12 protein-coding genes are annotated in these 13,486 nt (G+C 73.3%); 3 read left to right on the forward strand and 9 right to left on the reverse strand.

All coding sequences use genetic code 11. From position 1 onward, the window contains the following. Positions 1–3 precede the first annotated feature (3 nt). Together ACSHWO_RS24125 and glnII are read right to left on the reverse strand one after the other, a co-directional pair. Positions 4–723, reverse strand: a complete 720-nt coding sequence (locus tag ACSHWO_RS24125; RefSeq protein WP_438314818.1) for a winged helix-turn-helix domain-containing protein — start codon at positions 721–723, stop codon at positions 4–6. A 568-nt stretch (positions 724–1,291) separates the two neighbouring features. Further along, the gene (glnII, locus tag ACSHWO_RS24130) at positions 1,292–2,311 is read right to left on the reverse strand and encodes a glutamine synthetase (RefSeq protein WP_385849430.1); all 1,020 of its coding nucleotides are present in this window, start codon (positions 2,309–2,311) and stop codon (positions 1,292–1,294) included. Positions 2,312–2,637: 326 nt separating this feature from the next. On the opposite strand from glnII, the gene ACSHWO_RS24135 reads away from it, so the two are divergent. Then, positions 2,638–3,570, forward strand: coding sequence for a Gfo/Idh/MocA family protein (locus tag ACSHWO_RS24135; protein WP_385849444.1), 933 nt, complete (start codon positions 2,638–2,640; stop codon positions 3,568–3,570). A 112-nt stretch (positions 3,571–3,682) separates the two neighbouring features. Here the strand turns inward: ACSHWO_RS24135 and ACSHWO_RS24140 are convergent, their stop codons facing one another. The 5 genes from ACSHWO_RS24140 to ACSHWO_RS24160 all read right to left on the reverse strand — a co-directional run bounded on the left by ACSHWO_RS24140 (position 3,683) and on the right by ACSHWO_RS24160 (position 9,693). Next, positions 3,683–4,624: a hypothetical protein gene (locus ACSHWO_RS24140; protein WP_438314821.1), complete on the reverse strand. Its 942-nt coding sequence runs from the start codon at positions 4,622–4,624 to the stop codon at positions 3,683–3,685. Between the two features lie 120 nt (positions 4,625–4,744). Further along, on the reverse strand, positions 4,745–5,191 hold the full coding sequence (locus ACSHWO_RS24145) for a hypothetical protein (protein ID WP_361097000.1): 447 nt from the start codon (positions 5,189–5,191) through the stop codon (positions 4,745–4,747). Positions 5,192–6,252: 1,061 nt separating this feature from the next. Further along, the gene (locus ACSHWO_RS24150; protein WP_438314824.1) at positions 6,253–7,020 is read right to left on the reverse strand and encodes an MBL fold metallo-hydrolase; all 768 of its coding nucleotides are present in this window, start codon (positions 7,018–7,020) and stop codon (positions 6,253–6,255) included. A gap of 744 nt (positions 7,021–7,764) precedes the next feature. Continuing rightward, on the reverse strand, positions 7,765–9,186 hold the full coding sequence (locus tag ACSHWO_RS24155; RefSeq protein WP_438314827.1) for a PLP-dependent aminotransferase family protein: 1,422 nt from the start codon (positions 9,184–9,186) through the stop codon (positions 7,765–7,767). A gap of 135 nt (positions 9,187–9,321) precedes the next feature. Next, entirely contained in the window at positions 9,322–9,693 is a 372-nt protein-coding gene (locus ACSHWO_RS24160; protein ID WP_385826028.1) for an ArsC/Spx/MgsR family protein, read from the reverse strand. 107 nt (positions 9,694–9,800) lie between these two features. Between ACSHWO_RS24160 and ACSHWO_RS24165 the strand changes: the two genes are divergently transcribed. Then, on the forward strand, positions 9,801–10,058 hold the full coding sequence (locus tag ACSHWO_RS24165; RefSeq protein ID WP_361088534.1) for a hypothetical protein: 258 nt from the start codon (positions 9,801–9,803) through the stop codon (positions 10,056–10,058). Positions 10,059–10,177: 119 nt separating this feature from the next. Here ACSHWO_RS24165 and ACSHWO_RS24170 read toward each other — a convergent pair whose 3' ends face one another. Together ACSHWO_RS24170 and ACSHWO_RS24175 are read right to left on the reverse strand one after the other, a co-directional pair. After that, positions 10,178–11,059: a nuclease gene (locus ACSHWO_RS24170; protein ID WP_438319259.1), complete on the reverse strand. Its 882-nt coding sequence runs from the start codon at positions 11,057–11,059 to the stop codon at positions 10,178–10,180. 66 nt (positions 11,060–11,125) lie between these two features. Next, positions 11,126–12,595 (reverse strand): SpoIIE family protein phosphatase, encoded by a 1,470-nt coding sequence (locus tag ACSHWO_RS24175; protein WP_438314831.1) that lies wholly within the window; start codon positions 12,593–12,595, stop codon positions 11,126–11,128. A 167-nt stretch (positions 12,596–12,762) separates the two neighbouring features. On the opposite strand from ACSHWO_RS24175, the gene ACSHWO_RS24180 reads away from it, so the two are divergent. Continuing rightward, positions 12,763–13,428, forward strand: a complete 666-nt coding sequence (locus tag ACSHWO_RS24180) for a VIT1/CCC1 transporter family protein (protein ID WP_361088531.1) — start codon at positions 12,763–12,765, stop codon at positions 13,426–13,428. The last annotated feature ends 58 nt before the right edge of the window (positions 13,429–13,486 follow it).

The following is a 13,486-nucleotide window of genomic DNA, read 5'->3' on the forward strand; positions in this document are numbered from 1 at the left end:
CGCTCAGGGGGCGTACTTGTAGCCCACCCGGCGAACCGTCTGGATCGCGCCCCGGCGGGCGGCGCCCAGCTTGCGGCGCAGGCGGGCGACGTGGACGTCCACGGTCCGGCCGTCGCCCACGTGGCCGTAGCCCCAGACCGTGGTCACCAGCTGGTCCCGGGTGTGCACCCGGTGCGGGTGCGCGACCAGGTGCGCCAGCAGTTCGAACTCCAGGTAGGTGAGGTCCAGCACCCGACCGTCGACCTCGGCGGTGCGCCGCGCCGCGTCGATCCGGACCACGCCGTCCCCGGTGGCGGCAGGGGCGGCGTGGCGAGCGGAGCCGGGTGCGGGATCGGGTGCGGGGGTGCGCACCGGGGTGGGGGCCGAGGTGGGGGCCGAGGTGGGGACGGCCTGCGGGGCGAAGGCGAAGGGCGGTTGCTGGTCGGCCGGCACCAGGACCAGGTAGCCGATCATCGGCGGCCGGCCCGGCAGCACCGGCAGAGCGTGCTGGGGCGCGGGCAGCCAGGTGGCGCCGGGCGGCAGCAGGTCGACCACGCGGGCGACCTCGTCCGGCGCGACGGCCCGCAAGCGGTGCCGCGGAGCGGACGGGGAGGGGGAGGAGACGGGGCCGGGGCCGGGGACGGGGACGGGGACGGAGGAGGGGGACTCGGCCGGAGAGGGGAAGGGAAGGGTGGCGGTCGCAGCAGCGGAGGCGGCGGACGTCAGGGAACGGGTCTGAGGCATGAGTGGTCAGCTCTTTCACGCGAAGCGGTCGGGAGGAGACGTGCGTGCGTAGGCGATGTACGTACGTGCTACGTCCTCGTTGCACCGCGCAGACCGAAGGCCTTGGGGGAGGGGTGGTGGTCGATCCCGGAAGGCTTTAGAGGGCCGGCGCGTTCGTCGCGCGGCAACACACCCGGTCGAAGTCATGGTCCTGACGGGAGGGCCAGAACGGCTCGAGGTCGCTGCGACCGGTCGAGGTGTGCGAGTGGCTGGCCATGTGCCCATTGAAGCAGACGCCCTCGGCTCGGGGCAGGTCTCGTCTCAACCGATGGACCGGAATCTCAAATTCAGCAATCAAGGCTTCGTCAAACCCCTCGCAGGGCGGACAAACCGTCAGGTTGCGCCAGTTTGAAGGGAGTCCGGACCACGGAGCGGTTTCGCGGATCCGCATCGCATGGTGGACACGCATCGAAGACGCGCATGCCCGCCGGACCGGAGGACGGGCCCGACGGGCATGCGCGTGACGGTGTGTGCCGTGTGGGGCCGGGCGGGCGCGCGCCCCGCCCCACACGGGGCCGGGAAACCCGTCTCAGACGAGGCCGGCCTTCTCCAGGCCGGCGCAGCAGGTGTCCGTGATCAGGCGGGTCACGACGTACGGGTCCACGTTGGCGTTCGGACGGCGGTCCTCGATGTAGCCCTTGCCGTCCTTCTCCACCTGCCACGGGATGCGGACCGACGCGCCGCGGTCGGAGACGCCGTAGCTGAACTCGTTCCACGGGGCCGTCTCGTGCAGACCCGTCAGGCGCTCGTCGATGCCCGCGCCGTAGTTCTTGACGTGGTCCAGCGGCTTGCTGCCCTCGCCCAGCGCCTCGCACGCCGCGATGATCGCGCGGTAGTCCTCGCGCATCGCCTTCGTCGAGAAGTTGGTGTGCGCACCGGCGCCGTTCCAGTCGCCCTTCACCGGCTTCGGGTTCAGCGTCGCCGAGACGTTGAACTCCTCGGCGGTGCGGTACAGCAGCCAGCGGGCGATCCACAGCTGGTCCGCGACCTCCAGCGGGCTGAGCGGACCCACCTGGAACTCCCACTGGCCGGGCATGACCTCGGCGTTGATGCCGGAGATGTCCAGGCCCGCCGCCAGGCAGTGGTCGAGGTGCTTCTCCACGATCTCGCGGCCGAAGATCTCGTCCGAGCCGACACCGCAGTAGTAGCCGCCCTGCGCGGCGGGGAAGCCGCCGACCGGGAAGCCGAGCGGGCGCTGACCGTCGAAGAAGGTGTACTCCTGCTCGATACCGAAGATCGCCTCCTGCGCGGCGAACTTCTCGGCGACCGGACGGAGCAGCGCGCGGGTGTTGGACTCGTGCGGGGTCATGTCGATGTTCAGGACCTCGCAGAGCACGAGGACGTTGTCCCCGCCGCGGATCGGGTCCGGACAGGAGAACACCGGCTGGAGGACCCGGTCGGACGCGTGACCCTCGGCCTGGTTGGTGCTCGATCCGTCGAAGCCCCAGATCGGCAGCTCGGCGCCGTCGGCGAGGATCTTCGTCTTGGAGCGCAGCTTGGCCGTCGGCTCGGTGCCGTCGATCCAGATGTACTCAGCCTTGTAGCTCACGGGCCCCATCCTTACGGTGCGTCGCTCCGGCGCAGACTCTGCGGGTGCTGCGGTGTGTGGTTCTGCAGGTGTGCTGGTGTTACGAGTGCGGATGTCCGCTTGTCCGCTCGTCCGGTCGTGTGCTCGTCCGGTCGTGTGCTCGTCCGGTCGTACGGTCGATCGCTGCGGTGTAGACCGCAGCGTGCCTCGTGGCGATTTCTCAGCCGTTGCCCATGTGTGAACCCCGTGTTACCGGGTGTGCACCGCAGGTCGGGTGGCTCGTGCGGGTTGCGGTCAGCGCATCCGTGCGAGTGCGGCAGACTGGGCGGGTGAGCAGTTCGTACGATTTGACCCGCGCAAGCGACCCCGCGGAACCCACCCGTCCGCCCGTCGCCCGGCCCCGCGTGGGGCTCCTGGGCACCGGCCCCTGGGCCCACCGCACCCACGCCCCCGCCCTCGCCGCCCACACGGGCTCCGAGTTCGCGGGCGTGTGGGGCCGCCGGCCCGAAGCCGCCGCCGAGCTGGCCGACACGTACGGCGTGAAGGTCTACGACGACCCCGACGCCCTCTTCGCCGACTGCGACGTCGCCGCCTTCGCCCTCCCGCCCGACGTACAGGCACCCCTCGCCGTACGCGCCGCCGAGGCCGGCTGCGGACTGCTGCTCGACAAGCCCGTCGCCACCACCGTTGCCGACGCCCGCGCCGTCGCCGACGCCGCCGACCGGCACGGCGTCGCCTCCGTCGTCTTCCTCACCCTCCGCTTCGCCGAACCCGCCGCAGCCTGGGTCGAGGAGCAGGCCGGCCGCACCGGCTGGTTCACCGCCGCCGCCCACTGGCTCGGCGCCGTCTTCCCGCCCGACGGCACGCCCAGCGCCTACGCCGACTCGCCCTGGCGCAAGGCCAAGGGCGGACTGTGGGACGTCGGCCCCCACGCCCTGTCCGTCCTCATCCCCGTCCTGGGCGACGTCACCTCCGTCACCGCCGCCCGCGGGCCCTCCGACGTGGTCCAGCTGGCCCTGCGCCACACCTCGGGCGCGGCGAGCACCGCCGTGCTCAGCCTCGGCGCGCCCGTCGCGGCCGCCGGGGTGGGGCTAGAGGTGCGGGGGGCCGAGGGGGTCTTCTCGCTGCCCAACTGGAGCGATGTCCCAGGGGCGTACGGGCGGGCGCTGGACGCGCTGCTCACCGCTGCTCGGACGGGCGTACCGGACCGGCGAGACGCCCGCTTCGCGGCCCGGCTGACGGAGATCCTGGGGGAGGCGGAGGGGCAGCTGGGGGTGTGAGGGGGGTGCCGGCTGCGGGTTTGGTGGCCGGTGCTGCCGGTGCCGCTGCCGCCGGTGCTGCCGCTGCCCCGGCTTCGGCTCCGGATGACCGGGGCCGGAGCCGGGGTCCGCGTCAGGTGAGTACGACGACCTTGTGCATGCCCTTGATCGCGTCCGGGATGCCGGCCTTACCGTCAGGCGCGAAGCAGCCGACCACGTACGTACCCGGGGGCAGGTTCCGTATCTCCAGCAGCACGGAGCGTCCGGGGGAGAGGACGCCGAGACCGACGGACCGCCCGGTGTAGGGCAGCGGGCCGGGTGCGGTGCGGTCGAAGATGGCCTGGATCTGGGCGTCCGTGGTGCCCGGTGCGACGGGCTGTATGCCCATCTCGTGCAGCTCCTGCGTGGAGTTGTGCACCAGGATGGTGTCGCTCGTCCGGTCCAGGCCGTGGATGTCGAAACGGGGACCGTCCGGGGTCTCCCGCGCGAGCACGAAGCTGTCGGGGAAGCCCGTCGGCAGGCTCGGCCTCTGGCTGCCCTGGAGCTGGAGGGTCCGGGTGATGGGGTGCGTCGGGTCCTGGAGGAAGGCGGTGAAGTCCAGCAGGACGACCTCGCCCGCGGTGATCGGGGTGGTGAACGTCTCCGACACCGAGGCAGTGACCTGGGCCCCGCCGAACATCTCCGCCTCGTCGCGCACCGCCAGCATGCCCTCGGCGGTGGGGATCGGCTGGCGGCTGACGGCCTTGGCGAGATCGGCCAGCACCTGTTCCACGGTCACGCCGGGGTGCGGGCGGAAAGCCTGAAGGAAGCGCCCGTTCGGGTCGTCGGACGTGACCCGGAACGACACCAGGCCGGCCGGTGCGGACTCCGGTGCCGTGATTCCGGACCCGTTGATCTTCACGTCGATCGGCTTCGGCGCTCGTCGGTCGAGGCCCGCAGAGGTGGCCTGTTCCTGAAGGGCGACCTGATCCGCCACCGGGGCGGCGACGGCGGCCGGAGCGCCGAGGGACGTGGCGAGGACGAGAGCGGCTAAAGCCGCCGCTCGCACCCCGTGCTTGAGCAGTGCGGTAGGCATGGGTCTCCTGTTCGTGGAAACGTGCCCCCCCGAACCAGGCCAGCACCTTCGGGGTCCGGGCGGGCGGCGACAGCCACGCACACTACGGTCTGGACCGAAAACGGCGGTCTGAAAAGTGACTTATTTGATCACGGCGTTGGCCGCGATGATGACCACCCCGATGGCGGAGTCCGCGGCCCCGATCCGCAGCGAGGCGCCGAGCCCGTAGCCCACCCGCCGCGCCACGAAGGAACCCCAGGCGAACAGCAGCAACGTGTTCGCGCCGAGGCCGACCGACGTCACCACGGGGGCGTCCCAGTGGGCGAACCCGGCGACGACGAGCAGGAGGACGGTCGGGAGCGTGGCGGCGATCAGCGGCCACTCGTGCAGCACCTCCTGCACCAGCATCCGCCACCGGTGCCCGGCGGAGCCGGGCTGGTGGGCGGCCATGTGGTGCGCGTACCCGTGCGCGAGGGCCGCCGCGGCGGCGGTCACGAACACCCAGCCGGCGTCCCCGAACGGGGTGTACGTGGCCCCCTTCTCGTCGAGCGCGGCCAACAGTCCGGCCGCAAGCACGGTCCCGTACACCCCGCAGAACATCCAGTCGGCTCCACGGTGGGCCGGGGTGGGGGTGGGGGTGGTTGCGGCGCTGGGGTCGGTAGAGGCGGTAGGGGCGGTATGGGGGTTGTGGGGGTTGTGAGGGCTACAAGGCATGACGGGATGGGTGTGGCGGTCGCGGTGGTCGTAACGGTCGCGGTGGAGGGCGGTCAAGACGGCTCCGTCCGTTTGCTGCGCAATGTCCCTTCTGTCGGGAATACAGCCTACGAGGTCGGCGCGTGAGGAGAAGATGAGGACGGGGAAGGGGAGGGTGAGGGGGCGGGAGGAGGAGGCGGGCCAGGAGCGGAGGAGGCGGGATGCCCGCACCCGGAGTCGGAGCAGCATCCGGGGGTTTCCCGGTAGCCCATCGTCCTTCCGGTGCGGGCCGGCCAGTAAAGGGCGCTCCCTCCGGTCGCGTCGCTGCGCGATGGCCTTCGGCCACCCTTGACAGGCCGACCCACCCCGGAATGCCAAAGAGCTACCGGGAAACCCCCGAAGGATGGCCAGGGGGCACGACAACCAGAAACGGCCCCCGCCAGAGCAGCAGACCCCCGGCTCCGCCCCGCAGCATCCCAGGCGCCCGGGACCGCCAGGTCCCGACCCCCGCCAGCCGCGCGGGCACCAAAAGACGCCCCCAAGACCCGGATCCGAGCCCGCCCGGGAGCGCTGGGCGCCCGACCAGCCAGAAATGTTGACGACAAGCCCATCCAGCCCGCCCAACGCCCCACATCGCTACGCGCTTCTCTCTTCTCGGCGACTGACCGCCGCCTGGGGCCGGTAGGCGCCCCACATCGCTACGCGCTCCTCTCTGCTCGGCGACCGACCGCCGGCGGGGGCCGATGGGCGCCCCACATCGCTACGCGCTTCTCTCTTCTCGGCGACTGACCGCCGTCGGGGGCCGGTAGGCGTGATCAGATCACGACGTGCGGCGGTTAGCTCGGCGACTGGCGGCCGTATTGGGGGTAAGCGCGGTGGCCGCTGCGCGCAGGGGTCTGTTCGGCGACCGGCGGATCGTTCGGGGTGGCGGTCAGCTGGAGGGGCGGGCGGGGTGGTCAGTGCAGTGGAGAGATGTGGATGGTCAGGCCTGGTGTGGCGTAGTCGATGGGGCCGTCGTAGCGGGTTGCGGCGCGTGCCAGTGCCGCTTGCGGTGTGAGGGAACGGCCGACGTGCGTAACGATCAGGCGACCCACTCGGGCCGCGCTGGCGGTGTCACCTGCGTCTTCAGGCGTGTGGTGGCCCTCGACGGGTTCCGCACTGTCCGCTTCACACAGCAGGACGTCGCAACCGTCGGCGAGAGCGTTCAGGCGGGCGCACGGTTCCGTGTCGCCGGAGTAGACGAGCGTCCCGCCCGCGGCCTCGGCGCGCAGGGTGAAGGCCGGGATACCGTGGGCGACTTCCCGACTGGTGAGCCGAATGGACCCGACGGTCACCTCGTGACCGTCGTACAACTCAGTGACGTCAAATGCGGACTCGATCGGGCTGCGAACCGGCGTGTTGCTGAGAAACCCGGCGAGCCTGTCGGCGATACCGGGCGGCCCGTAGAGGGGAATCGGCGCGTCGAGTCGGATGTCCGCGTACAGGGCCCCGTAATAGGCGGTGAGCAGATCGGCGCTGTGGTCTGCGTGCAGATGCGAGATCCACACGGCGTCCAGCTCGTCCAGTCCGCAGTACCGCTGCAGTGGACCGAGCGTCCCACTGCCGGCGTCCACCCACACACGCGTGCTCCCACTGGAGAGCAAGTACCCCGAGCACGGATTGTCCGCGCTGGCATACGGCGTCGCAGACCCGAGAACCGTCAGTCGCAGCAACTCTTCCGTCACCCCGTCAGCCTACGCAATCGCCCCACTCAACAGCCCAGTTGCGCCACCCCCGCTACCAGCCCCCGCCGGCGGTCGGTCGCCGAGCAGAGAGGAGCGCGTAGCGATGTGGGGCGCCTACCGGCCCCAGGCGGCGGTCAGTCGCCGAGAAGAGAGAAGCGCGTAGCGATGTGGGGCGCCCATCGGCCCCCGCCGGCGGTCGGTCGCCGAGCAGAGAGGAGCGCGTAGCGATGTGGGGCGCCTACCGGCCCCAGGCGGCGGTCAGTCGCCGAGCAGAGAGGAGCGCGTAGCGATGTGGGGCGTTGGGCGGGCTGGATGGGCTTGTCGTCAACATTTCTGGCTGGTCGGGCGCCCAGCGCTCCCGGGCGGGCTCGGATCCGGGTCTTGGGGGCGTCTTTTGGTGCCCGCGCGGCCGGCGGGGGTCGGGACCTGGCGGTCCCGGGCGCCTGGGATGCTGCGGGGCGGAGCCGGGGGTCTGCTGCTCTGGCGGGGGCCGTTTCTGGTTGTCGTGCCCCCTGGCCATCCTTCGGGGGTTTCCCGGTAGCTCTTTGGCATTCCGGGGTGGGTCGGCCTGTCAAGGGTGGCCGAAGGCCATCGCGCAGCGACGCGACCGGAGGGAGCGCCCTTTACTGGCCGGCCCGCACCGGAAGGACGATGGGCTACCGGGAAACCCCCGGATGCTGCTCCGACTCCGGGTGCGGGCATCCCGCCTCCTCCGCTCCTGGCCCGCCTCCTCCTCCCGCCCCCTCACCCCTCCACCGCCCCCCGTACCACCCCCACCAGCGCTTCCACCGCTCTGCCGAACGCCGCCTCCGGGGGTGCGGCGTAGCCGACCACCAGGCCCTCGCGGGGCGGGGTCGGGGCCGCCGGGTGGTGGTAGGACGAGAGGCCGTCCAGGGAGAGGCCCGCGGCGCGGGCCGCCGCCAGGGCGGCGGCCTCCGTCCCCGGCGGGAGGTCGACGACCGCGTGGAGCCCGGCCGAGATGCCGGTCACCGGGGCCTGCGGGACGCGGGAGGCCAGGGCTTCGGCGAGCCGGTCGCGGCGGGCGCGGTAGCACTGTCGCATGCGCCGGATGTGGCGGTCGTACGCGCCGCATTCGATGAAGTCGGCCAGCGTCAGCTGGTCCAGGGCGCTGGCCCAGGATTCCCGTTGCCCCTTCGCCGTGAGGACCTGCCCGACCAGGTCGTCCGGTAGAACCAGCCAGCCGAGTCGGATCGCGGGGGACAGGGACTTGCTGAGGGAGCCCGCGTGGACCACGTGACCGGGGTCCAGGCCCTGGACGGCGCCGACCGGCTTGCGGTCGTAGCGGAACTCTCCGTCGTAGTCGTCCTCCACGATCAGCCCGCCCGTGGCGCGGGCCCACTCCACGGCCGCCGCCCGCCGCGCAGGCAGCAGCCGGGCGCCCGTCGGGAACTGGTGGGCGGGGGTGAGGAGCAGGGTGCGGGCCCGCGCCGGTACGAGGTCGGTGCGCGCGCCGTCCTCGTCCACAGGGACGGGGTGCGGGCGCACCCCGGCGGCGTCGAGGATGCCGTGGTGGAAGGGGAGCCCGTACTCCTCGACGGCCCAGTCGCGGGGCCGCAGCGACGCGAGGAGGCGCAGGCCGTTCGCGAAGCCGGAGCAGACGACGATGTTCTCCGGGCCGGTACGCACGCCCCGCGCCCGGGACAGGTATGCAGCCAGCGCCCTCCGCAGCTCCGGCCGTCCCTGCGGGTCCCCCGGCCCGAAGGCCTCGGTGGGTGCCTGGGCCAGGGCCCGCCGGGCGCTGGTGGACCAGGCGCCCCGGGGGAAGGCGGCGGGGTCGGGCTTGCCCTGGAGCAGGTCGTGACGGGGACCCGCGGGGGCGGGCGCGGCCGGGGCGGTCGGTGCGGCGGCGGTGGCCGCCCCCTCGGCGACCCGGGTGCCGGAGCCCTGCCGGGCGGTGAACCAGCCCTCGGCGACGAGTTCGGCGTACGCGTCGGCGACGGCGTTGCGGGCCAGCCCGAGGTCGGCGGCCAGGGCCCGGTAGGGCGGCAGCCGGGTCCCGCCCGCGAGCCGGCCGTTGCGGACGGCTTCGCGGAGGGCCTGGGCGAGGGCGGTGCGGCGGGCGCCGTGCGGAGGGAGCTCCAGATGCAGGTCGGCGCCGCCGGCCGGGCCGGGGCCGGGGGCGGTACCGGTGTCGTCGGACGTCATACGGGGGAGCGTAAGCGGGGCCCGCGCGCGGACGTTGACGCCAGCCGGCCAGCCGGCCAGCCGGCCAGCGGCCCGACGTCCCGGCCGGTCCGTCAGCTCTGTCGCCGCCAGCCCAGCTGCCCCCCGCCCCTTCCCTCAGCCGCGTCGTGACAGGGCTTCGCGGACGGCTTCGTCCGTGCGGGCGACCACGGCCGTGCCGTCGTCGGCCGTGATGATGGGGCGCTGGATGAGCTTCGGGTGGGCGGCCAGGTGGGCGATCCAGCGGGACCTGGCCTCGTCGGTCTCCTCGCGGGGGAGGTCGCGTACGCCGGTCTCCTTCGCAAGGGGGTCCGAGGTGCGGGTGATGTCCCAGGGCTCCAGGCCGAGCCGGTCCAGGACCGCGCGGATCTCGGCCTCGGACGGTACGTCCTCCAGGTAGCGGCGCACCGTGTACTCGGCGCCTTCCGCGTCGAGCAGCGTCAGCGCGCTCCGGCACTTCGAGCAGGCGGGATTGATCCAGATCTCCATGGTGTCCAGCCTAGCCAGAGCCCGTCTGGCCAGGGGCTTCTGTCAGTGCCCCCCGGTAAAATCGAGGGAGTACGACAGGACGCCAACTACCGTTTGGGAGGCTGTAGATGGCCACTGCCAAGACGCTTCGGCCCGTCAAGAAGAAGCCGCTGCCCGCGGGGCTCCCCCGGGAGTGGTACGAGAGCCACAACCGCCGGCTGAAGGCGATGCGGCTGGCGATATCCCTGCTGGACTCGGGCACGTACGACGCCCGGCGCGCCACCAACCGCAAGATCCGCACGATGGCCGTGCGGACGGGGATCCACCGGCCGTCGAACACGACGTGCAGGCTGGTGCGCGCGTACATCGTGAGCAACGCGGGCTGACCACCCCTCGCCCGGGCGGAGCGCCGTCGGATCCTGCCGGACCGGACCACTCCGGCAGGATCCACCCCACCGTCCCGGCTGCCGTGTCGCCTTCCCGCCTCTCGCTCCTCGTGCCTCGCTCACTTCTCCTCGAAGACGATCTCCTCCGCGTGGTGCGTCATCCGCACCGTGTGTCCGTCGCTGATCTCCACGATGTGTTGCAGCCCGGTGATCGGCTTCGGCCGCTGCGGGATGCGGTAGGTGTCCGCGGCTCCTGCCAGGAAGGCCGGGAAGCAGGTCAGCGACGGGTCCGCCGGCTTGAGCTCCAGGTAGTCCTTCAGGCGGCGGAACAGCTTCGGGAGGATCACCGCGCCGTTGTACGCGGTGAGGGAGGACATGCCGGTGATCTTCGCCCCGGTGAGGGTGACGTCGTCGGCCCACAGCCCCCGCTTCTCGGGGGTGGTGGCCGCCCGTGCCGCCTGGGCCGCGGCGGCGAGGGCGTCGCGCAGGAAGCCGGGGAGGCCGGTGTAGAAGGTGGGGTAGGCGAGGCCGGATGCCACGAGGTGATGGTTGGCGGTCTTCTGCAGCCGCTTCTCGTCGACCTCGATCCAGTAGCCGCTGTACGCGGGCGGGACGCGGCGGCCGACGAGGGCGACGCAGCGGCCGTGGACGTCGGTGCCGCGGGTGAGGACGTAGCCGGGGACCTGTTCGGGGACCGTGGTGACGGTTTCGTCGTCGTGGCGCTGGACGTGCGTGAAGCCGAGCCAGGTCAGCAGTTCGTCCGCGGCCCGGTGGGCGAACTTGAGCGGCTGGTGCCGCTCCTGCTCGCCGGTGCCGTAGTGGGTCTCCAGGGCGTCGACGGCCTCCAGCCGTACGGGGGCGCGGCCGTCCGCGGCGGGCAGGATCCGCCGGCAGCCCGGTACGAGCTTCCATTCGGCCACGTCGTCCGGGATGAACGGGAGGGTGTCGCCGTCCGGGCGGGCGCCGCCGGACACCTTGAACGTTCCTCGGATCAGCAGCATGGACACGGCGGCTTCCCACGGCGGTCGGGGGCGGAACGGTCACGTACGGTGCGAGCCCCGGCGACTCTAGGGATGCCGCCCGTCCGGCTGCGACCGCCGTTCGAGCGACAGGACCAGCAGGGCCACGTCGTCGCCGGGTCCGCCCCCGGTGAAGGCCACCAGGTCCTGCCACAGCGCGCCGACCAGCCCGGCCGGGTCCGCCGGCGCGGGGGTCGCCACGACGGGGACGCGGGTGGCCAGGGGGTAGAAGAACCCCGACCCGTCGCGGGCCTCCGTGACCCCGTCGGTGTAGGCGAGCAGCCGGTCGCCGGGAAGCAGCGCGACGCCCGTCACCGCGGTGTCCTCCGGGGCGGTGAGTCCGAGCCCCAGCGGCGGGCCCGGCTCCACGGCCACCTCCGACACGCCGGACCCGCGCAGCAGCAGCGCGGGCGGATGCCCGCACGAGACGATCCGTACGAGGTCCAGGCCGGGCGGGAACTCCAGCAGCAGTGCCGTGGCGAACAGCTCCGGATGCCCGAGCTCGAACGCCGCCTCCGCCGAGCCGCCCAGGGCCGGTTCGCCCGACGCATCCGATGAGCCCGACGCAGCTGGTGCACCCTGCGTCCCCGGTGCCCTCCGCGATCCAGGCGGCGCCTGCGACCCCGGGGAGCCCGGCGCCTCCGCCGAGTTCAGCGATCCCGGCAGCCCCGCCCGATCCAGCGGCGCCCCCGCCGAGCCGGTCGCCCCCGGCCCGACCAGGCCCAGCGCCCCCGAGGAGCCCGACCTCGGCCCCGACCCTGAACCCTTCCCCTTTCCCTTCTCCGTTCCCTTCCCCGTTCCCGTCCCGGTCCCTGGCCCCGAGCCCATCCCCGAGCCCGCCTCCGGTGCTGCTGCGTCCGCCTGGAGTCTGCGGTCCAGCCGGGCCGCGACCTCCGTGAGCTCCGGGTCGTCGAGGACCCCCTCGCGGAAGGCGCCGAGCAGCGCCGCGACCGTGCCGACCGCCGCGAGACCGTGCCCCTGCACGTCTCCGACCAGGGCCCGCACCCCGTAGGGCCCGGCCCGTACGTCGTACAGGTCGCCGCCGACCAGGGTGCCGTGCTGCGCCGCCCGGTAGAGGCCGGCGCAGCGCACCGGGCCGACCCGTTCCGGCACGGGCGGCAGGACGGCGAGCTGGGCGGCCTCCGCGACGGTCCGCACGTTGACCAGCTGGGTGTCGCGCCGCCGGCGGACCCAGGCGATCACGACGCTGAGCAGCCCGACGGCGGCGACCGTGGCCAGGTCGGTACCGCGCGGGTTCGCGATCCCGGCCCACGGCAGGCCGAGCAGCGTCAGCACCAGCCCGGCGAAGACGGCGGTGCCGGCGGCCCCGTAGGCGAACGCGGCCACCGGTGGCAGACCCGCCAGGAAGAAGCCCAGCTCGATGTCGCCGGGGGTGAGGCGCTGCGCGAGCACCAGCACCACCAGCGCCACCACGGGTGCGAGCCGGGCCCAGCGCGGCGGCGGTGCCCCGCGCAGCCAGCCCGGCTCCTGCCGGCGTCGGCGTCTCAGCCCTCTCACCCCTCCACCCTGGTACGGGGGTCCGGGCCGCGCACCCCGGGCGGTCCGCCGGCCGGTCCGCCCGGCCGGTCCGCCGGGTGGCCGCCGGGCGCCCCGGCGCGGACAGTGGTTCCGTGACGGATGCGACTCCGACGCCCCCGGACGGTGACCAGGCGCACGGCGCGGGCATGAGCACCCGGCTGAACTGGCTGCGGGCCGGGGTGCTCGGCGCGAACGACGGGATCATCTCCACCGCCGGGCTGGTGGTGGGCGTGGCCGGGTCGACCACCTCGCGTCCGGAGATCCTGGCGGCGGGGGTGGCCGGCCTGCTGGCGGGGTCGCTGTCGATGGCGGCGGGGGAGTACGTGTCGGTCAGCTCGCAGCGGGACTCCGAGCGGGCGGCGCTGGACCAGGAGCGACGGGAGCTGGTGCAGGAGCCGGAGGCGGAGCTCGACGAGCTGACGCAGCTGTTGGCCGCCCGCGGCCTGAGCGCCGAGGTGGCCCGGGAGGCGGCGGAGCAGCTGACGGAGCGGGACGCGTTGCGGGCCCACGCCCGGGTGGAGCTCGGCATCAACCCGGACGAACTGGCCAACCCCTGGCACGCGGCGTTCGCCAGCCTGGCCGCGTTCACGGTGGGGGCCCTGCTGCCGCTGCTGGCGATCCTGCTGCCGGGGCCGTCACAGCGGGTCCCCGTCACGATGGCGTCCGTGGTGGCGGCGCTGGTGCTGTGCGGGGTGACCAGCGCCCGGCTGGGCGGGGCCCCGGCCGGGCGCGCGGTGCTGCGCAACGTCACGGGCGGCGCCCTGGCGATGGCGGTCACGTACTCGGTGGGCACCTGGATCGGCGCGGCCTGAGGTCCGATACCCGAGACCTGAGTCCTGACCGGCCACGCCGGGCGGTTCCCCACCCGTC

Origin of the sequence: Streptomyces pallidus (ex Mingjun et al. 2026) (assembly GCF_051550185.1) — a bacterium.
Taxonomy (GTDB): Bacteria; Actinomycetota; Actinomycetes; order Streptomycetales; family Streptomycetaceae; genus Streptomyces.

Bases quoted from the DNA above. Each gene is read 5' to 3' on its own strand.
- ACSHWO_RS24125 (WP_438314818.1), bottom strand. From the start codon at position 723: ATGCCTCAGACCCGTTCCCTGACGTCCGCCGCCTCCGCTGCTGCGACC.
- ACSHWO_RS24140 (WP_438314821.1), bottom strand. From the start codon at position 4,624: ATGCCTACCGCACTGCTCAAGCACGGGGTGCGAGCGGCGGCTTTAGCC.
- ACSHWO_RS24155 (WP_438314827.1), bottom strand. From the start codon at position 9,186: ATGACGTCCGACGACACCGGTACCGCCCCCGGCCCCGGCCCGGCCGGC.
- ACSHWO_RS24160 (WP_385826028.1), bottom strand. From the start codon at position 9,693: ATGGAGATCTGGATCAATCCCGCCTGCTCGAAGTGCCGGAGCGCGCTG.
- ACSHWO_RS24165 (WP_361088534.1), top strand. From the start codon at position 9,801: ATGGCCACTGCCAAGACGCTTCGGCCCGTCAAGAAGAAGCCGCTGCCC.
- ACSHWO_RS24170 (WP_438319259.1), bottom strand. From the start codon at position 11,059: ATGCTGCTGATCCGAGGAACGTTCAAGGTGTCCGGCGGCGCCCGCCCG.
- ACSHWO_RS24180 (WP_361088531.1), top strand. From the start codon at position 12,763: ATGAGCACCCGGCTGAACTGGCTGCGGGCCGGGGTGCTCGGCGCGAAC.